An 18,568-nucleotide genomic window follows, 5' to 3' on the forward strand; every position below is an offset into this window, starting at 1 on the left:
AACAGATGGGCGAATCGTGAGGAACAGGGCGACGCAAGCACGAACACGCAAGTCCGGACCGGCCGACGGCCGCGCCGGGTGGGTCCGGCGGCTGGCGGCGGTCACGGGAGTCCTCGTGCTCTGCGCACTGCCCACCGGACCGGCGGGCGCGTCCCAGGAGAACGGGCCCTCACCGGCCAGACCCCCGCTGTTCGTCTCCGACTACGGCAACAACCGTGTGGTGCGGGTCGCGGCGATGGGCGACGGCCAGACGACGGTGCCCATCGACGGTCTCGTGCGTCCGACCGGTCTGGCGTGGGACGCCGCCCGCGATCTCTACGTCTCCGACACGGGCAACAACAGGGTGGTGAAGCTGGAGGAGAAGGGCGGCGCGCAGTCCACCGTCCCGACCGTCGGCCTCTCCCGTCCGCTGGGCCTCGCCGTCGACGCCCAGGGCACGCTCTACATCGCCGACAGTTTCAACGACCGCGTCGTGAAGGTCCCCTCCGACGGCAGCGGGCAGACCACCGTCCCCACCACGGGACTGCTCCATCCCTGGGGACTGGCTCTGGGCACCGGCGGTGACCTGTACATCTCCGACTTCGTCAACGACCGCGTCGTCAGGATCGCCGCGGACGGCAGCGGCCAGACCACCGTCCCCACGGCCGGCCTGTCCCAGCCGACCGGCCTCGCCCTGAATGCCGCCGGGGACCTCTACATCTCGGACAGCGGCAACAACCGCGTCGTCAAGGTGGCTGCGGGCAGCGGTACGCAGAGCACGGTGCCGACCACCGGCCTGAGCGATCCGCTGGGTCTGGCCCTGGACGGCCGCGGCGGCCTGTACGTGGCCGACGGGTTCAACAACCGGGTGGTACGGGTCGGCGAGACCGGCGGTGGCCAGGTCACGCTGCCCGTCTCCGGTCTCAACACGCCGACCGGTCTCGCGTTCCCGCCGGTCGACAAGCGGCCCCGCCGGTCATGATCCGTCCGGTACGGGGATGTCCGCGGGCTTGAGCGGCGTGGCACCGGGGCCGCGATCGGGCACGGATCCACCGCGCAGTTCCGGGGTCTTCGCACCGACCCAGAGCACCGCGAACAAGCACAGGAGGCCGCCGCTGACCAGGGCGGTGGCCCCCGAGGTCCAGCCCGCGACGACGCCGCCGCGCAGGTTGCCGAGGTTGGGTCCCGCCTGGCCGACGATCGTCTCGGCCGCCGTCACCCGGCCCAGCAGGGCGTCCGGGGTGTGGGTCTGGACGATCGTGCTGCGGGCGATCACCGAGAGGGCGTCGGCGGCGCCCGCCAGGACCAGCAGCGCGAGTCCGGCCCACGGGTCACGCACCAGACCGAAGGCCGCGAGGGCCGCACCCCACAACCCGGCCCCGCAGAGCATCACCGGCCCAGGACGCCCCAGCCGCGTGATCGTCCCGGACAGCGCGGACGCGGCGATGCCGCCCACGGCGAGCACGGACAGGAACAGACCGAGGGTGCGCGGACTGCCGCCGAACCGTTCGGCGTTGACCAGCGGGAAGAGGCTCGTCGGCATCGAGAGCACGGTGGCTGCCAGGTCGGTGATCAGTGCGCCGCGCACCGCCCGGTGCCCGGCCAGGAAACGGAGTCCGTCCAGCACCCCGTGCAGCCCGGCCCTCGACGGTTCGCCCTCGGGCGGCAGCGCGGGCAGCCCGAACGCCCCGTAGAAGGAGACTCCGAAGGACAGGGCGTCGATGAGGTAGCACGTTCCGATGCCCGTCCAGCCGAGCAGGATGCCACCGAGGGCCGGACCGGCGAGCATCATGGCCTGACCGCTGATCTGCTGGAGCGCCAGCCCGGCCGCCACCTGTTCCTTCGGCAGCAGCCTCGGCACGAACACTCCCGCCGCGGGAGCACCGACCGCCGAGCAGCCGGACTGCGCGGCGACCAGGGCGAGCACGCCCGCCACCGGGACGTGCCCGGTGAAGCCCTGCACCGCCAGCAGCAGCGAGACGGCCGCCTGACCGACGTTCGCGTACAGGTAGATCCGCCGTCGGTCGCCACGGTCCGCCCAGGAACCGGCGAACAGTCCGAAGACCACCATCGGCAGCGCCTGCGCCAGCCCAACCGCGCCGGTCCAGACCGTGCTGTGCGTCATGTCCCAGACCTGGTACATGACGGTGACCATGGTCATGAAGCTGCCGAGCACGGACACGGTCCGGCCGATCAGCAGACGCCGGAAGACCGGGGACGTACGCAGTGGCCGGACGTCGATCAGGGTTCGGGCCAGGCTCATGAGGGACGGCAGGATGCGCGGGGGTCGTTCACGTCGCGCAGGGTAACCGCCGGCCGCCGGCCGGGGCGAATCGTTTTCACCCCGACCGCCGCGCCCCTCGGACCGGGCCGGTTCCGCGGCATGCCGCCCCGCCGGACGGACCGGCGGTGTCAGTCCGCCCGGCGGCGTGCTTGTTTCACCTCGCGGTGGACGGCCCAGGCGTCGGCGACCGGACCCAGGTGGCCGAGCTTCTCCGGGTTGAGCACCGAGCGGATGGCCTGGATCCGGCCGTCGAGCACGTCGAGGGCGAGTGTGTGCAGGATCTTGCCGTCCGGGGCGCGGAAGACCGCGCCGGGCTGGCCGTTGACCTCGTGCGGCTCGAACGTGATGTCGATCCGGGACATCACCGGGAAGACGGACGCCAGGAGCCGGGCCACGTTCTCCGCGCCGACGACGGCCCGGGCCAGATTCGGGGCGTTGCCCCCGCCGTCCCCGACCATCTGGACGTCGGCGGCCAACAGGTTCCGCAGGGCGTCCACGTCACCGTCCCTCAGCGCGTCGAAGAAGCGCTCCGCCAGTTCCTGCCGCTCCTGGCGGTCCGCTTCGAACCGCGGCCGGCCGGCCTTCATGTGGCGGCGTGCCCGCACCAGCAACTGCCGGCACGCCGTCTCCGAACGTCCCACCGCCGTCGCGATCTCGTCGAACCCGAAGGCGAACACCTCACGCAGCACGAACACCGACCGCTCCAGCGGGCTGAGCCGTTCCAGCAGGAGCAGGGCCGCCATCGACACGGAGTCGGCCAGTTCCGCCGAGCGCTCCGGATCCTCGTACGGATCATTCAGCAGCGGCTCGGGCAGCCACGGTCCCACGTACTGTTCCCGCCGTACGCGCGCCGAGCGCAGTACGTCGATCGAGACCCGCGTCACCGTGGCCGACAAGAAGGCCTTGGCCGAGGTGGGCAGGGTGGTGGAGCGGTCGAAGCGGAGCCAGGTCTCCTGCACGGCGTCCTCGGCCTCGCTCACGCTGCCCAGGATCCGGTAGGCGATCGAGAACAGCAGCCCTCGCAGCTCCTCGAACTCCTCGGCCGTGTTCACGCCGGTTTCCCTTTCCCTCGTTCCTGCCCAGCCCGGGTCGCCGATCTCGTTCCAGCTCGTTCGATCTCGTTCAGTGGAACTGTCCCGGCTCGTAGTCGCCGGCCGGCTGCCGGGCGATGATGTTCAGCCGGTTCGCCGTGTTCATGAAGGAAACCAGCATCACCAGGGCCGTGAGCTGTTCCTGGTCGTAGTGCTTGACGGCGCGTGCCCACACCTCGTCACCGACCCCTTGGGCGGCGTCCGCGACCCTGGTGCCTTCCTCCGCCAGCTCCAGCGCGGCGCGCTCGGCCTCCGTGAAGACCGTGGCCTCCCGCCAGGCCGCGACCAGGTTCAGCCGTACCGAGGTCTCACCGGCGGCCGCTGCCTCCTTGGTGTGCATGTCGATGCAGACGGCACATCCGTTGATCTGGCTCACCCGCAACGACACCAGCTCCTGCGTGGCGGCCGGCAACGCCGAGCCCTTCAGCGCCTTCCCGGCCGACATCAGGTACTTGAGGGCCTTGCCGGCGGTCGGGTCGGCGAAGTAGTTCAGTCGCGCTTCCATCGTGGACTCCTCGTGTTCGTCAGTGGCTGCACCCCCGAGACGAGACAGCCCGCCCACCTGTGACACGAACGGATGCGACCCGCGTCACATCGACCCGCGTCACATCGACCCGCGTCACTTCGACCCTGGGCGGACCGGTGCACGGACTGACCGGTGTGCCGGCCGACGGCGTCGAGGCGGACCTGCGGGAGGAGGAGGTGGACATCTCGTGCCCCGAGGCGAATTGAGTACGGATACTCACGACGGCCGGCGGAGCGGCTCGTAGCCTGGGCCCGATCTTGGGCGGGGACGCAGAGGTACGGGAGGCATGTGTGGTCAACGGTGCGTCAGGCGCGAGCGGACGGCGGCCCCGGCGGGGCGGAAAGTGTGCCCTGGCGGCGGTTCTGGCCGTCTTCGCGGCCGTGTCGCTCGCGGCATGCGGAACGGAGCGGGTCACGTCGGGTGCGTCCGGCGGGACCACCGCCCGGCCGAGCACGGAAGCCACTCCGACGGCTTCGGCGGGGTCTCCATACGTGGAACCGGGAGCCAACGACGGAGCCCCGCACTACCGGGAGAACAACGGCTCCCGGATCTCGGGGGAGATGTCGGCGGCGAGCGCCCTGGACGCCCAGCGGGAGGCCGCGCGTATCGAGCCCGTGCTCAAGCGGCTGTGGCAGAAGAGGACATGGGACCCGAAGTCGGTCCGAGCCGCGATGCTCAAGCTGGGCTACAACGAGCAACGCTTCGATCCCAAGGGGAAGTTGCTCGGCGGGTCACTGCTGGTCAAGCCGCTGGAAGCCCGTTTCGAGAACGGCAGGGAGGTCACGCACGAGGGTGCGCGGGTGGGCCTGCGCGTCCACGAGGACGCCTGCGTCACGGCCTTCGTGCAGAAGACCAACTACCAGGTGTCCGCCAACGGCCCCTACCCAGAAACGGGTTGCTTCGAGCCACCGTTCGGCCACTGAGCGCGCCCGCCGCGTTCCCTCGGGCCGGTTGCCCCTTCCCGGATCACCCCAGTGCGAACGACGCCCGCTGCCGCCATCGCGATCCGTCATGGACCATGAGATCGACCGACGCCACGCTGGTGACGACGGGGAGCCGCTTTTGAAGGTCGGCCTCGGCCTCGTCCAGGTCGGTGTCGTTCTGCCCCTGGGCGATGGTCAGATGCGGCACGATCTCGGCGAACTGGCCGCCGAACGGCGGTGTTTCGGGCCACCGGTCCACGACGGCCTCGGTGAGCGCGCGGAACGAGGTGGCCGGTTCCGGGGCGAGATACAGAATCCCCGGGAACCGCCCGCACTGCTCGAACCGCGCCTCGAACGGCTTGTGACGCCTCATCACATCGGCGATGGCGGCCAAGGTGTCGCCGTCGATGCGGTTCTGGGGGAGAAAGGGGAAGAGCACGGTGACATGGGCCGGCATACCCGAGGCGACGGTCGGATCCAGCCGGTCCCGCCACGCTCGAACAGCGGTCTCCGCCTCGGGAACCGTCACCACCAGCCCGGACCGGGGAACTTGATGGGTGCTGGAGTCGTTGCCTGTCATCGCCCCTGTCTATCCGCGGACGAGGAGGTCCGCGACCGATTTTCAAAGTTGACGTTCGGCACCGCTGCCGCTGCCGCTGCCGCTGCCGCTGCCGCTGTCGTCACGACCGCAAGCCCGCCTGCCTGAGTGTCAGCCTGGACAGGTCCGCGATGACCCGCTGGTCGCCGCGTCGCCAGGCGTCGGCAAGGCCGCCCGGTGGGGTGGGGATCGCGGTGAGTGCCCGCTGCGGTCCGGTCAGGGCGCGCAGCGCGAGCAGGTCCGCGCCGCCGGGAGCGTCCAGGAGACGGAGGGTGGTGGCACTGCGGCGGATCCAGCGCACGCGCGGCGGAAGCCACAGCACCAGGACGAAGGCCACGGAGAGCACGATCAGGGCGATCGCGGCCAGCAGGGCCACCCGGCCCACCAGGTCCTCCAGCGACTGCCCGGCGTCGGAGAGGCCGGTGGCCGCGTCGGCGGCTGACCGGAGCGGCTTCTTCAGGGTGTTCCCGACGAGTGGCACCTTCGAAGCCGCGTCGCCGGCGTCGTCGAGACCGTCGGAAAGGCTGTCGCCCGCGCTCTGGGCCTGTCGGCCCGGCTCGGCCAGCAGCATGATCGCGTGGTGGACCACCAGGGCGAACTTCACCGCGACGGCGATCAGGGCCACGGCGATCAGGTCGGCGACCACCTGACGGGTCCGGCGCGCTGGGGTCTGGGCGTAGAGGCGCATGGGCGTGCTCCTGTTCCGGCGATGGGGGAGCGAGCGGGGGACGAGCGGTGGCACTGTGCCGGGGATCGACGGGGGCAGAGATCGACGGAGGATGTGGGCGACGGGGGCAGAGGTCAGGTCGACGGAGGACATGGGCGATGGGGCGGAGATCGACGGAGGGCGGGGGCGACGGGGGTCGGAGAGGCGGGGCCCGAACGGGTTTCCGCGGCAATGGTGACATTCCGTCAGTACGACTTCCCGTCTTTAGTGAAGTCGTGCATGGCGTGGTGCCTGGGGGAGGGAGGAAGAGCCCCGGCGGCGGTGGCGGGCACTCCGGCCGAAGCGCCACCTCGGTCAGGTCATGCGTCCCGCTCGGGCCAGAGCCTGCCCGGCCTCGGACGCGAGGGTGGCGACAAGCTCGGCCGCGGGCGGCAGATCGGTGACGAGGTCGACGCCCTCGCCCGCCCAGACCGGCAGCGCGGGCACGTCCCCGTTCGCGACCTCGGCCTGATACGCCAGGCGTGCCGCCCCGGGGTCCGCCGCGAGCTCCGCCTCCCGGCCCCGCCATCGGTCGAGGTACGGGTGGCCCAGGGTGCGGGCCGTGTACTTCGACGGCCATCGGGAGTTCCGCGCGATGTCCAGGATGCGGTTTCTCTCGGTGTCCTGACCGCGTCCGACGAGGAGCGCCTTGGCGGTCGAGGGATCGACGAGGGCCTCGGCCGTGGCCTGGAAGCGGGTGCCGATCACCGCCCCGGCGGCGCCCAGGGCCAGGACCGCCGCGAGACCCCGGCCGTCCGCGATCCCACCGGCCGCGAGCACCGGTACACCCTGGGCCAGGTCCACGACGACCGGTACGAAGGGAAGCGTGGACCGCCCGTGCCGGCCGCCGTGCCCGCCGCTCTCCGTACCCTGCGCCACGACGACGTCGGCCCCGAGGTCCAAGGCCCGTCCGGCCTCGTCGAGATCGGTGACCTGGACGATCACGGCCGCGCCGGCCCGGCGGACCCGTTCGGTGTACGGGCCGGGATCGCCGAAGGAGAACATCACGGCCGCCGGACCGTACTCCAGCGCCTGCTCGATCACCCCCGGACCCACCGCCCAGGTCTGGAAACCGACACCCCACGGTCTCCCGGCCCCCGCGACGATCGGCAGCTCACGCGTCAACCAGTCCGGGTCACCCCCGCCGGCGCCCAGCAGACCGAGCCCGCCCCCACGGGAGACGGCCGCCGCCAGCGCGCCTCCGGCCGATCCACCCATGGGAGCCAGGGCGATGGGATGCTCGACTCCGAACAACGTCGTGAACGCGGTCGACAAGGCCATGACGGCCATCATCCCCATGCGCCCTACGGAACAGTCACACGTCGGCGAGCAAGTCGTCGAGCGGGGCGGGTACGCGGTCGGGCGTGAGCGCCTCGACGAGGACGCGGCCGTAGTGGATCTTGCGGCCCTTCTTCGTGCCGAGGAAGCGCCGCACCTGCTGATGCGGGGAACGGCCGCGCTGGGCGGGCTGGCGGAGGAAGGTCCGCAGTGCCCGTAGATCGCCCTCCGCCCGGATCAACTCCTCGACCCGCGGCACGCCCAGCGCGCGGATCAGTTCGTCCTCCAGATCGGCCGCGCAGACGAAGAACCCGCGTCGCCGTGGCCCGGTGCCTTCCGTGACGTCCTGTTCCAGGGCCCGGGCGTAGTAGCCCCGCTCCGCCTCGTCGCACAGCCCCGTGAGGCGCAGGCCCAGGCCCGCCGGGCCGAGGAGGCGGGCGAAGCGTCCCACGCTCATGGCGCCGTTCATCGCCAGGACGCAGACTCCTTCGGCCTCCAGGTCCCGGCCGCGGCTTTCGGCGAGGGCCTCGACCGCCGCGAGATCGCTCGGCCCTTCGAGCAGGACCACCGTCTTCACGGACAGCACCGCGGCCGACTCGTGCGCGAGGTCACCGGGGCCACCGGCCGCCCAGGCGGTGACTGTCTCCCGGAACGCCCCCATGTCGGTCATGCGCCGAGTCTGAGCCCCTCCCGCCCGACAGGGCAACGAATTTCCGGCGGCGGTGCGCCGACCGTGAAGTCCGCCTCACGTACGTTCGTGCGAGCGTGAGTATGCTCGCGGAGTTGTCCGTCATGAAGCGGCGGAGTGGTGGCGGGTGTGGGGGTTCATTCAATGATGACGTCGCAGCCCGGGGCTGCCGGCGTGGCTTCTCCCGAACTGGAGCGCGCGGCGGCCTGGGGGACGGAAGAGCCGTCGGTGCTCCTGGTCGAGGACGACCCGGGCGACGCGCTGCTCGTGGAGGAGATGGTCGCCGACAGCGCGCTCGGGATGCGCCTGCGCTGGGTGCGCTCCATGGCCGAGGCCTGCGACGTGCTCGCGTCCGAGGTCCCCGACTGCGTACTGCTCGATCTGCACCTCCCGGACGCGCAGGGCCTGGAAGCGGTGTCGAGGGTGCGCGAGCGCGCCGAACACGTCGCCGTCGTGGTCCTCACCGGACTCGCCGAGGAAGGGACCGGTCTGGCGGCGGTGGCCGCCGGCGCGCAGGACTACCTGGTCAAGGGCCGGGTCGAGCCCGGACTGTTCGGACGGGCGGTCCGCTACGCGATCCAGCGCAAGCAGGCCGAACGGGACGCCGTGGCGTTGCAGGCGAGCCAGATGCAGGCCCAGGAGAACGCCCGTCTGGAACGCGGACTCCTGCCCCGCCCGCTGCTGCGCGGCGACGGTGTCGAGGTCGTGACCCGCTACCGCCCCGGCCGGGCGCACGCGCTGCTGGGCGGCGACTTCTACGACATCGTGCAGAGCGCCGACGGAACCGTGCACGCCCTGATCGGTGACGTCTCCGGGCACGGTCCGGACGAGGCCGCCCTCGGGGTCGCGCTGCGCATAGCCTGGCGCACCCTGGTGCTCAGCAACGTGACCGGAGCCGACCAGGTGGGCCGGCTCGAGGAGATCCTCCTGGCCGAGCGGGCCAAGAGCGGAGTCTTCGCCACGCTGATCATCCTCAGTGTCGGCCCCGGCGGGCGGAGCGTCCGGATGATGCGCGCTGGTCATCACGGCGTCCTGCTGTGCGGGACCGACGGCGTCGAGTGGGTGGAGGTCCCGGGCGGCCCGGCGCTCGGCATCATTCCGGGCGGCGCCCGCTGGCCCGTGGAGGAAGTGGCGCTCCCCGAGGGCACGGCGATGGTGCTGTTCACCGACGGCCTCTTCGAGGGGCGCGTCGGCCGCGGCACGGAGCGGCTGGGCGAGGAGGGACTGCTCGCGATGGCCCGTGAGCTGGCCGGCCTGCCCCCGGCCGCGTTCGTCGACGGGCTCATCGACCGGGCCGAGGCACTGGCCGAGACGCAGGGCGGCCTGGCCGACGACGTCGCCGTGCTCTATCTGCGCTGGGGCTGACGCGGTTGAACGGCGAGCGCGTGAACAGCAAGCGGGTGAACAGCGAGCATGAGAACAGTGACTTCGAGGATGGGGCACGGAACATGACCGGCGCACGATGGGCCGGACGTCGGCTGACGGTACAGGGCTGGATCAGGCTGGTACTGGCGCTCATGTCGCTGGTGGTGATCGTGGGCGCCGTGGTCGGCGCCGGGCTGCTCCAGCGGACGGCCTCCGTCACCGACCATCTGCTGCTGGACGTCAAACCCGCGCAGACGGAGGCGTACCGGCTGCAGGCGGCCCTGGTGAACCAGGAGACGGGGATCCGCGGCTACGCCATCGCGGCGGACCGGCAGTTCCTGGATCCTTACGCACAGGGCCAGAAGGACGAGGCGCATGCCGTCACCCGGCTGCGTGCCCTCATCGGTGACCGCTCCGAACTGCTCGGCGACCTGGAGAGGGTCGAGAAGCGGGCGGACGACTGGCGGCGCACCTACGCGGAACCCCTCGTCGACGGCATCACCCCGGGCGAGCCGCGCACGATCGACACGGCTACCGCCGAACGCGGCAAGAAGTCCTTCGACCGTATCCGCGGGGCGTCGGCCAAGCAGATCGCCGGCCTGGCGGCGGCGGTCGACGAGGGCCAGGACCAGTTGGAGTCCTCACGGAAGGTCCGCGACGCGGTGCTCGTCGCGATGGTCGTGGTGTTCCTGCTGACCGGAGTGGTGCTGACGGTCCTGATCCGCGCCCTCGTCACACGCCCGCTGGACGATCTGCGGATCGCCACGCGCCGGGTGGCACAGGGCGACTTCGACCACGTCATCACCGGCGGCGGGCCCACCGACCTCACCGCCGTGGCGGGCGACGTCGAGAACATGCGCCAGCGCATCGTCGCCGAGCTGGGATCGTCCCGCGAGCAGCGGGAGATCCTGGCCCGGCAGACCGCCGACCTGGACGCGCAGGCCGTGGAGCTCCGCCGCTCCAACGCCGAACTCGAACAGTTCGCCTACGTGGCCTCCCACGACCTTCAGGAACCGCTGCGGAAAGTCGCCTCGTTCTGCCAGCTCCTGGAGAAGCGCTACGGCGACCAACTGGACGACCGCGCACGGCAGTACATCGACTTCGCCGTCGACGGCGCCAAACGCATGCAGATCCTCATCAACGACCTGCTCACCTTCTCCCGTGTCGGCCGCGTCAACGACGCACGCCTCCCGCTCGATCTGGACCAGGCCCTCAGCAAGGCGCTGGCCAACCTGGACAGTTCGGTCACCGACAGCGGCGCGCGCGTCGACCGGCCGGACGAACTGCCCCGGGTCGTCGGGGATCCGACCCTGGCCACGATGCTCTGGCAGAACCTGGTCGGCAACGCCATCAAGTTCCGCCACCCCGACCGCCCTCCGCACATCCGCATCACCTGCGCGCGAGACCCGGAGGACTCCGACGCCTGGCGTTTCTGCGTCACCGACAACGGCATCGGGATCCCCGCCGAGTTCGAGGAGAAGGTCTTCGTCATCTTCCAGCGGCTGCACGCCCGCGATGCCTACGGTGGAACCGGCATCGGCCTCGCGCTGTGCAAGAAGATCGTCGAATACCACGGCGGCCGCATCTGGATCGACACCACCCACACCGACGGCACGCGCTTCTGCTTCACCCTCCCGTCCACCGACACGGCGGACGCCCTTCACGACAGCACCGAGGACAAGGCCCTGATATGACAACTCCCGCCGGCACCCCCATCGACGTCCTCCTCGTCGAGGACGACCCGGGCGACGAGCTCATGACCCGGGAGGCGTTCGAGGACAACAAGATCGGCAACACCCTGCACGTGGTGCGCGACGGAGAGGAGGCACTCGACTTCCTCTACCGGCGCGCCGCCCACGCCGACGCACCCCGGCCCGACCTGATCCTCCTCGACCTCAACCTGCCCAAGTACGACGGCCGTCAGGTCCTGGAGAAGATCAAGTCGGACCCGTCCCTGTCCCACATCCCGGTCGTCGTCCTCACCACCTCGGCCGCGGAGGAGGACATCCTGCGCAGCTACAAACTGCACGCCAACGCCTACGTCACCAAGCCCGTCGACCTGGACCAGTTCATCGCGGCCGTCCGCCAGATCGACGACTTCTTCGTTCAGGTGGTGCGCCTGCCACGCCAGAACGGCTGATCAGGAACCGGCTGCCGTCGGCTGCCAGGTGGCCTGCACCAAGGCCCGTTCGACGCCCGCCAGGTAGACGGCCGCGGCCAGCCAGGCCCGCGCGTAGCGGTCCGGATCGCCCCCGCCGGTGCGGCCGAAGACGTCACGGGTGCGCCGGTCGGCCTCCGCGGTGAGGCCGGCCGCCAGGTCCGCGGCCGTCGGGAAACCACCGCGCCGCAAGGCCGCCCCGTCCCCGCGCAGATCGCCGTCGCGAGCAGGCTCCGCGACGGCTCTTCGGCCGCCCGACACGGCGACCTCGACCAGCCGCCGCAGCCGCCACAGCGGTGCCTGCGCCAGCGGATCCGGCGCGACGTCGCTCCCTGCCTCCCCAGCGGGCAGGGAGGGGGCGCCTACGACATCCGGTGGCGGGAAGTGGGAGCCCTCCAGCCGGTTGTAGCCCAGGTCGGCGTGACCCTGCCACTCCGCGGGCAGCCGAAGGGTCGCCCCGGTTCCCGGCAGCGGGGCCACGGCCAGCGGGCGGAGTGTGGCGGCGCGGTCCGGGTCCAGACGGCCGACGACCCGCAACCGCAGCCCCGGCCGGGAAGCGAGCCGGCGGAAGTTGGCCGTGTGGGTGAGCCCCGGGTGGTCGGCGGCCGGGGCCAGCCGCATCAGGACGCCCTCCGTGTCCGGCCGTCCGGCGGGCAGCTCCCGGGCGATCAAGTGATCCCCGACCGCGCCGACGAGGACCAGGTCACAGCCGACCAGCTCCCGGGCCGCCTGCTCGGTGTGCTCCGGGTCGGCGTCCGGCGCCGCGCCGAGCCGCTCGGCGACGGCCTCGGCGAGCGGACGCCCGAACAGCGCGGCGAGCGGACCCGAGGTCCACGACCCACCCGTGAGCGGAGTCGCCCGGACCCCCTTCCCGGAGCCGAGACGGCCGTCCGAGGACACCGTGGCGCCGGAGATCAGCAGCCCGCCGCGGGAGAGCTGGGCGTGGTCGAGGTTTCCCGAACCGAGCGCCACGGTCGCGGTGGCCGCGCCCTGGGCGCGAGCGGGTCCGCCGGGCTTGACGTCGGCGACCGAGTACCAGCGGCCGTCGTCGGAGACGACATGGGTGACGACGCCGCCGTAGCCTGTGGCGGAGATGACCGGCTCACTGCAGACTCCGTGGACCCGCAGGCTGCCGCCCGGCCGGTAGGCGCGGCGGGCGGTGCCGATCAGCGCGGGCCCCGGGGCCTGCGCGCCCAACAGGGCCGTGGTGAGCAGCAGTTCCCGCAGCTGTGCGACGAGGTCGGCCAGCCGGTGGCCGTCCTGGTGGGCCCGCGCGCCACGCAGTCCTCGTACGACCCGCAGCGCGGCCGCCTCGGCGCGGTGCAGACCGGCGAGCCTCGCCGTGTGCGCGGCCCTCAGCAACTCGGCCTGAGGGACAGCGCCCGCGGCGGGCACCCCGGCACCGAGCAGCGCCGCGGCCGCCCTCCACAGTTCGGACGCGGCGGCCCGCTGCGCCTCGGTGAGCGCGACCACCTCCCCGGCTTCGACGACTGCCTCGGTGATGGGCGACACGGAGGAGACGCCCGTGGGCGACGCCGCGGAATCACCGGTGCGCGACGCACCGGTATCTGCGATGCGCGAATCGCCGGGAGCAGTGGTCGAAGGGGCACCGGGAGCGGTGGTGCGAGGGGCTCCGGGACCGCGGACGGGAGATGCTCCGGAATGGAGGATGGGCGCGGCGTCGAGGGCGGCTTCGGCGATCGTCCCGGAGTCCTCAAGGCCCCCGCCGGCACCCGCGGTCTCCGCCTCGGCTTCCGGATCGGCCAGCGGACATGCGCCGAGGACGGCCGCCCGGTGCAGGCACCGGGGTGCGAGCAGGCAGCTGCACACCACCTGGTCCGCGTCCGTGACGGAGCCGGACGCGCCGGGAGTGAGAGCGACCTCCGTGTCCTCACCGCACCGGACACGCCGGACCGCGCCGTCGGTGACGACCGGCAGGGCCGCGTACGACGCGATCGTGGCGTCCAGCTTCTTGCGCAGCCTGCTGGTCAGGCCCTCCACGGCGGAGGCGACCACGTCGGGCGCCACCGGAGGCAGTTCGGGGTTCAACGGGTTTCTCCGCGGAGACGGTCGCCCACCCAGCGGGCGAGGGCGAGGGGACTGAGCGCGGCGACGGGCATGCCGGCCGCGACGAGTTGCTGCGCGACGGGCACCGAGTAGCGCGGGGTGCCGGTGTCGTCCAGAGCGGCGCATCCCATCAGGTGCACCCCGGAGCTCGCCAGGGCCCGTACCTCGCCGAGGAGTCCGCCCAGCGGGTACCCCTCCTCGAAGTCGCTCACCACGGCCACGAGGGTCCGGCTGGGCACGGTGACCAGGGAGCGGGCGTGGCGGAGCCCGGCCGCGATGTGGGTGCCGCCGCCGACCCGTACTTCCAGCAGCAGCGACAGCGGGTCGTCGACCCGGTCCGTCAGGTCGATCACGTCCGTCGAGAACGCGAGGAAGTGCGTGGACAGGGTGGGCACGCCACCCAGCACGGCCGCCGTCAGGGCCGACCAGATGACGGAGGCCTCCATCGACCCGGACACGTCGACCACGAGGATCAGGCGCCAGTCCGCCTCCTTGCGCGAGCGGGTGCTGAACACGGGCCGCTCGGGCACCACCACGGTTCGTCCGTCGGCCGTGCGGTGGGTGTGGGCGAGGTTGGCCCGAAGGGTGCGCGGCAGGTCGAGCCGGCCACCGGGCCGCCTGGTGGGGCGGGGCGTGGCGAGCCCGGTGAGGGCCGGGCGCATCCGGGTCGCGAGCTCCTTGGCCAGTTCGTCGACCAGACGGCGTACGAGCGGGCGCAGACGGGCCAATTGTTTCTCGGGCATCCCGCCGGCGAGGGACAGCACCGAGGTCAGCAGGTCGACCGAGGGGCGGACCGAGGCGGGGTCGAGTTCGGCCAGTACGTCGCTGCGGCCCTGGTCGGCGGCGCGGGCCAGCACCTCTTCCCGGACCTGAGCCCCGAACAGCGCCTCCAGTTCCTCGGACCACTCGCGGGCCGTCGGGAAGGACGCCTCCCGGCCGCCGCCCTGGCCGGAGGGACCGCCTTCCCTGCCGAGGTCGCAGGAGCCCTCGCCGCGGCCGGTCCCGTACAGCTCGTCGAGCGCGTGGGCGTAGCGGCGGGCGTTCCGCGGGAGCTTGTCGGTCTCGCGGCCCAGAAGCAGCCGCCAGCGGTCGGCGGGCGTGATCCGGACAGGGGAGGACGGTGTCGTGGTGGTTGCGGCGGTCGCCGAGTGCGGCGGTGCGGTGGGTGCGGACGCGGTGGGCTCCGCCCCGGGCCGGCCGGGGACCGCGCGGATCCCGGAGTCATCCGGTTCGGCGCGGCCGGTGTCGGCGGGCAGGCCCAGTGCGTGGAGGGCCGCGAGTCCTGCCGCGTCCGCGGCCGTCCACAGCGCCAGGAGGTGCGGTGAGGCGGTGAGCGACAGGTCGGGACGGTCGCCGAGCCGCTCGGTCACGGTGTGCAGGAGCCGGTCACGCCCGGCGGGAGTGAGCGTGTCGAAGCCTCCGCGCAGGGCGGGCAGCCGGTCCAGGAAGTCCTGGTCTGCGAGCGTGTCGACGCGGTCGAGCAGCGGGTCGAGGGCCGTCGGCGCCGACTGGAGCAAGGCGGCCGCGCCGCTGAGCAGCCCGCCGAGCCGACGGCCCAGCGCGTGCCGTGCCTCCGGACCGGTGGCCGTGTCGATCCAGCCCGCGGTCCGCGCGCCGAGCACGGTGGCGTCGTCGAGGTCGAGCAGCACCCGGGCGGCCAGCGCGGCGCCCTGGACGAGCGGGGAGCCGGTGCGGGCGAGGGTGGCGAGTGCGTCGTCCATGCGCAGTCCGAGGCGGTGTTCACCGGCACGCGAGGCCAGTTCGATCAGCGCGGCCGTGTCCTCCGGACGGTCACTTCCCGCCAGTCCGGGCAGCGTACGTACCGCCGACTCCAGCAGATCGGTGGCCAGTTCGGCGGCGGCCTGCCGGGATTCCGGACCGGTCCCGGGCAGATGGCGGCGGTACAGGGCCTCCAACAGGTCGAGCGCGGCGAGGAGTTCGGGAAGCGTGGCCGCGGCGGGGAACAGTTCGGCGGCATCGGCGAGCCGCTCCGACACGAGCGCGGGCAGATCGCAGCGGGCGGCGGCGCCGAGCGCCGTGAGGACAAGGGCACAGGTGGGCCCGCCGTCGGCGGACTCCCGGCGGAAGGTCTCCCGCAGGGTGCCCTCGGCGGCCAGGGCCGGAGTCACCCCCCGCATCCCGGCCAGGTCCAGCCGTACGGGTACGGCCGGCGCCCATGACACCCGCCAGCGGGTGGTGAGGGCGGACGCGTCGCCCGTACCGGCCACCGCCACGGTCTCGCCGTAGCCCGCGCCGCACACGGCGAGGCGCTGGAGGAGGACTTCGCGGCGGCCGTCGAGTGCGGAGCGGAGCGGGTCGAGCCGCAGCTCTCGCGCCGCGGGGTCGTCGGGGCCGGGCATCCGGAGCGCGGCGACCTCCGCCTCCACGCAGGGGCCGAGACCGGAGCGGGGTGTGCCCGGGGCGACGCGGCCCCTCTCGGTGCCGACCAGGACCACTTCGAGCACCCGTGCGAGGGCCCGGCCGCGGCCCAGTGGTTCGCCCTGGCCCATCACGCTCGTCAGGGCTTCGAGGACCTCGCCCCGCCCCGGTGCCGCGAGTCCGCGGACGCGCGCGAGGTCGTCCGCCATCCGCAGGGTCTCGGCGGCCTCGCCCGTTCCCGCCGGGTGTCCGGCCGCACGCAGTTCCCGGCACACGTCGGTGATCGCTCGCGCGGCGGCCTCCCGAACCCGCTCGGGGTCGCCGCCGGCTCGGAACACGGCCTGCTGCCAGCGGGGGTCCCGGATGCCCGCCGGATAACCGGAGCGGGAGTCCAGCAGATCGAAGGCGTACGGGACGAGGGAGGTGACGACGTCCGGGACGTTCGTACGGACACCGCGGCCGGCCTCTGTCGAGACCGCGTCGGCGACACCTGAACCTGAACCTGAGCCCGAGGGTGAACCTGAACCTGAGCTTGAACCCGACACCGGATCCGGGCCCGGGCCCATGTCCCCCGCCGGGGCGGTCGCCGTCAGCGCCGGGGCGTGGAAAGCGCCGACGACGGCCGCGACCCGGCGCCCGTCCGCCGCCGCGCGGGCGATCGACTCGCGCATGTGCGCCTCACGGGCCAGGTCCAGCGCCGGCGCGCCGCCCGAGGCCTCGGCGTCGCTGCGCAGCGCCCAGCCGACACCGAGGGCGGCCCGGCGGATCGCCTCGGGGGTGGACCCCGGGGCGAGGACCTCCACGCAGCGGTCCCACAGATCGTCACCGTCACGGCCGGTCCCGGACGCGGCGAGCGCGTTCCCGAAGGAGACGGGTGGGGCGACGGGGACCTCCTCGGCCGGCGCGGACCGTGTGTCACCCGACGGGAAGGGGCCGTCCGTGTTCCACCGGGGATCGGACATCGGCAGATCACAGCACACGACGTCCGCTCCGCGGTCCCGCGCCCAGCGGACCGCGGCCAGCTCCGGGGAGAAGTCGGCGAACGGATAGAAGCCGAGCCGGCCGTTCTCACCGGCCCCGGCGAGCGCGACCGGCGCGAGGGTGCCCGGCGCGGCCAGGTGCGGCAGCCACGCCTGGAAGTCGGCCGGCAGCTCCACGCACACGACCTCGGCTCCGCACGCGTCGAGCAGGGCGGGCACCGCCGCGGCGAGCGCCGGGCTGTGGTGCCGTACCCCAAGGAGGTACGGCGCCACGGAGCCGGCGAGGGCGGTGACGGCCGCCCGTGGATCCTGTGCGTACGTCACCGGAGGTTCTCCCGCAAGTCCCAGAGGCGGCGCCACAGCGCGGAGCCGTCCTCGGCGCGGCGGCGCACCGGACCGTCCCAGTAGCCGAGCAGACGCGCGTGGTCGGCGGGGTCGTCCTTGCGGACGACGCCCAGCAGATGACCGGGGACCAGGTCGAGGGAGTCGGCGCCCGGAAGGTACGCTGCGGCCACCCCGAGGGAGACCGCGACCTGCACCGCCTCGGCCGTCGACATGACCGTGCCGGGCCGCTCGACGTCCCAGCCCTCCGCCGACCGGCCGGCCCGGAGGTCGCGGAACACGGTGACCAGCACGTCCAGGACCGCGTCGTCGACGCCGAAGGCGGCGCCCGCCCGTTCGACGGCGGCGACGGCCTGCCGGCGTACGAGCGCGGTCTCGGCCTCGACGTCGGCGATCGGGTGCACGGTCTCGAAGTTGAAGCGGCGCTTGAGCGCGGCGGACATCTCCGAGACACCGCGGTCGCGCAGGTTGGCGGTGGCGATGACGGTGAACCCGGGGGCGGCCGCGACCTGGGCGTCGTCGGTGCCGGCCAGTTCGGGCACGCTCATCCGCCGGTCGGACAGGATCGACACGAGCGCGTCCTGCACCTCGGGCAGACAGCGGGTGATCTCCTCCACGCGGGCCACCCGCCCGGCGCGCATGGCGGCGAGCACCGGCGAGTCGACCAGTGCGGTAGGTGTCGGCCCCTGCGCGAGCAGCAGGGCGTAGTTCCACCCGTAGCGCAGGGCGTCCTCGGTGGTGCCCGCGGTCCCCTGGACGGTCAGCGCGCTGGTGCCGGAGACGGCGGCGGACAGCAGCTCGGAGAGCATGGACTTGGCCGTGCCCGGCTCACCGACCAGCAGGAGGCCGCGTTCTCCGGCGAGGGTGACGACACACCGCTCCACCAGGGCGCGTTCGCCGACGAACTTGGGCGAGACGACGAGCTTGTCGGGCAGCGTGTCGTGGTGCTCGGGGAGCACGAGGGGCTCGCCGCCGCTGCCGCACACGAAGGTGATGACGGCGCGCGGTGTCAGCCGCCAGCCGGGCGGGCGGGGGCCCGTGTCGTGGGCGGCGAGGAAGGCGAGTTCGGTGGCGTGGCGTTCCTCGGCGGGCAGGGTCTGCCGTGCCGGATGGACGGTCGCCGTGTCGGTCGGGGTCATGCGCGTTCCTTGTCCGATGGGTATCTGCGCGGTGAGTCGCAGAGGTGACGGGGGCGTTCAGGGGC

Annotated in this window: 15 protein-coding genes; 5 read left to right on the top strand and 10 right to left on the bottom strand. The window is 72.8% G+C overall.

The features are described from left to right. Positions 1-115 precede the first annotated feature (115 nt). Entirely contained in the window at positions 116-961 is an 846-nt protein-coding gene (locus ACIQ7M_RS18500; protein ID WP_403645233.1) for a hypothetical protein, read from the top strand. On the opposite strand, the gene ACIQ7M_RS18505 is transcribed toward ACIQ7M_RS18500, so the two are convergent. The 3 genes from ACIQ7M_RS18505 to ACIQ7M_RS18515 form a co-directional block, all read right to left on the bottom strand. Beyond that, positions 956-2,242, bottom strand: a complete 1,287-nt coding sequence (locus ACIQ7M_RS18505) for an MFS transporter (protein ID WP_403645236.1) — start codon at positions 2,240-2,242, stop codon at positions 956-958. The genes ACIQ7M_RS18500 and ACIQ7M_RS18505 overlap by 6 nt on opposite strands. 149 nt (positions 2,243-2,391) lie before the next feature. Next, positions 2,392-3,315: an RNA polymerase sigma-70 factor gene (locus ACIQ7M_RS18510; protein ID WP_403645239.1), complete on the bottom strand. Its 924-nt coding sequence runs from the start codon at positions 3,313-3,315 to the stop codon at positions 2,392-2,394. Positions 3,316-3,385: 70 nt separating this feature from the next. Beyond that, a complete protein-coding gene (locus tag ACIQ7M_RS18515; RefSeq protein WP_355771817.1) occupies positions 3,386-3,859 on the bottom strand; it encodes a carboxymuconolactone decarboxylase family protein in 474 nt (157 codons plus the stop codon). Between the two features lie 512 nt (positions 3,860-4,371). Here ACIQ7M_RS18515 and ACIQ7M_RS18520 point away from each other — a divergent pair. After that, positions 4,372-4,803 carry a hypothetical protein gene (locus tag ACIQ7M_RS18520; RefSeq protein WP_403645242.1) on the top strand — a complete coding sequence of 144 codons (432 nt, stop codon included), beginning with the start codon at positions 4,372-4,374 and terminating at the stop codon, positions 4,801-4,803. 43 nt (positions 4,804-4,846) lie between these two features. Here the strand turns inward: ACIQ7M_RS18520 and ACIQ7M_RS18525 are convergent, their stop codons facing one another. The 4 genes from ACIQ7M_RS18525 to ACIQ7M_RS18540 form a co-directional block, all read right to left on the bottom strand. Further along, positions 4,847-5,383 carry a 2'-5' RNA ligase family protein gene (locus tag ACIQ7M_RS18525; RefSeq protein WP_403645245.1) on the bottom strand — a complete coding sequence of 179 codons (537 nt, stop codon included), beginning with the start codon at positions 5,381-5,383 and terminating at the stop codon, positions 4,847-4,849. Positions 5,384-5,483: 100 nt separating this feature from the next. Further along, positions 5,484-6,089 (bottom strand): hypothetical protein, encoded by a 606-nt coding sequence (locus ACIQ7M_RS18530; RefSeq protein ID WP_355771825.1) that lies wholly within the window; start codon positions 6,087-6,089, stop codon positions 5,484-5,486. Between the two features lie 333 nt (positions 6,090-6,422). After that, on the bottom strand, positions 6,423-7,388 hold the full coding sequence (locus ACIQ7M_RS18535) for an NAD(P)H-dependent flavin oxidoreductase (protein ID WP_403645249.1): 966 nt from the start codon (positions 7,386-7,388) through the stop codon (positions 6,423-6,425). A gap of 34 nt (positions 7,389-7,422) precedes the next feature. Continuing rightward, positions 7,423-8,055 carry a TOPRIM nucleotidyl transferase/hydrolase domain-containing protein gene (locus ACIQ7M_RS18540; RefSeq protein ID WP_355771830.1) on the bottom strand — a complete coding sequence of 211 codons (633 nt, stop codon included), beginning with the start codon at positions 8,053-8,055 and terminating at the stop codon, positions 7,423-7,425. 165 nt (positions 8,056-8,220) lie between these two features. Here ACIQ7M_RS18540 and ACIQ7M_RS18545 point away from each other — a divergent pair, with 165 nt between their 5' ends. The 3 genes from ACIQ7M_RS18545 to ACIQ7M_RS18555 all read left to right on the top strand — a co-directional run bounded on the left by ACIQ7M_RS18545 (position 8,221) and on the right by ACIQ7M_RS18555 (position 11,578). Then, positions 8,221-9,438: a PP2C family protein-serine/threonine phosphatase gene (locus ACIQ7M_RS18545; protein WP_403645252.1), complete on the top strand. Its 1,218-nt coding sequence runs from the start codon at positions 8,221-8,223 to the stop codon at positions 9,436-9,438. 83 nt (positions 9,439-9,521) lie between these two features. Beyond that, positions 9,522-11,132, top strand: a complete 1,611-nt coding sequence (locus ACIQ7M_RS18550) for an ATP-binding protein (protein WP_403645255.1) — start codon at positions 9,522-9,524, stop codon at positions 11,130-11,132. Next, entirely contained in the window at positions 11,129-11,578 is a 450-nt protein-coding gene (locus tag ACIQ7M_RS18555; RefSeq protein WP_355771838.1) for a response regulator, read from the top strand. The genes ACIQ7M_RS18550 and ACIQ7M_RS18555 overlap by 4 nt, the downstream gene beginning before the upstream one ends. On the opposite strand, the gene ACIQ7M_RS18560 is transcribed toward ACIQ7M_RS18555, so the two are convergent. The 3 genes from ACIQ7M_RS18560 to ACIQ7M_RS18570 are packed head-to-tail and all read right to left on the bottom strand — an operon-like array spanning position 11,579 to position 18,503. Further along, the gene (locus ACIQ7M_RS18560) at positions 11,579-13,645 is read right to left on the bottom strand and encodes a hypothetical protein (RefSeq protein ID WP_403645258.1); all 2,067 of its coding nucleotides are present in this window, start codon (positions 13,643-13,645) and stop codon (positions 11,579-11,581) included. It abuts the gene before it with no gap. Continuing rightward, positions 13,642-17,346, bottom strand: a complete 3,705-nt coding sequence (locus tag ACIQ7M_RS18565; RefSeq protein ID WP_403645261.1) for a DUF5682 family protein — start codon at positions 17,344-17,346, stop codon at positions 13,642-13,644. The genes ACIQ7M_RS18560 and ACIQ7M_RS18565 overlap by 4 nt, the downstream gene beginning before the upstream one ends. Then, positions 17,343-18,503 carry an AAA family ATPase gene (locus tag ACIQ7M_RS18570; RefSeq protein ID WP_403645264.1) on the bottom strand — a complete coding sequence of 387 codons (1,161 nt, stop codon included), beginning with the start codon at positions 18,501-18,503 and terminating at the stop codon, positions 17,343-17,345. Before ACIQ7M_RS18570 ends, ACIQ7M_RS18565 begins: the two co-directional genes overlap by 4 nt. Positions 18,504-18,568: the final 65 nt, after the last annotated feature.

Source organism: Streptomyces sp. NPDC096324 (assembly GCF_044763015.1).
Lineage (GTDB): Bacteria > Actinomycetota > Actinomycetes > Streptomycetales > Streptomycetaceae > Streptomyces.

Excerpts from the sequence above, each read along its gene's own strand:
- ACIQ7M_RS18505 (WP_403645236.1), bottom strand. The coding sequence starts at position 2,242 with ATGAGCCTGGCCCGAACCCTGATCGACGTCCGGCCACTGCGTACGTCC.
- ACIQ7M_RS18515 (WP_355771817.1), bottom strand. The coding sequence starts at position 3,859 with ATGGAAGCGCGACTGAACTACTTCGCCGACCCGACCGCCGGCAAGGCC.
- ACIQ7M_RS18525 (WP_403645245.1), bottom strand. The coding sequence starts at position 5,383 with ATGACAGGCAACGACTCCAGCACCCATCAAGTTCCCCGGTCCGGGCTG.
- ACIQ7M_RS18530 (WP_355771825.1), bottom strand. The coding sequence starts at position 6,089 with ATGCGCCTCTACGCCCAGACCCCAGCGCGCCGGACCCGTCAGGTGGTC.
- ACIQ7M_RS18535 (WP_403645249.1), bottom strand. The coding sequence starts at position 7,388 with ATGGCCTTGTCGACCGCGTTCACGACGTTGTTCGGAGTCGAGCATCCC.
- ACIQ7M_RS18540 (WP_355771830.1), bottom strand. The coding sequence starts at position 8,055 with ATGACCGACATGGGGGCGTTCCGGGAGACAGTCACCGCCTGGGCGGCC.
- ACIQ7M_RS18545 (WP_403645252.1), top strand. The coding sequence starts at position 8,221 with ATGACGTCGCAGCCCGGGGCTGCCGGCGTGGCTTCTCCCGAACTGGAG.
- ACIQ7M_RS18550 (WP_403645255.1), top strand. The coding sequence starts at position 9,522 with ATGACCGGCGCACGATGGGCCGGACGTCGGCTGACGGTACAGGGCTGG.
- ACIQ7M_RS18555 (WP_355771838.1), top strand. The coding sequence starts at position 11,129 with ATGACAACTCCCGCCGGCACCCCCATCGACGTCCTCCTCGTCGAGGAC.
- ACIQ7M_RS18570 (WP_403645264.1), bottom strand. The coding sequence starts at position 18,503 with ATGACCCCGACCGACACGGCGACCGTCCATCCGGCACGGCAGACCCTG.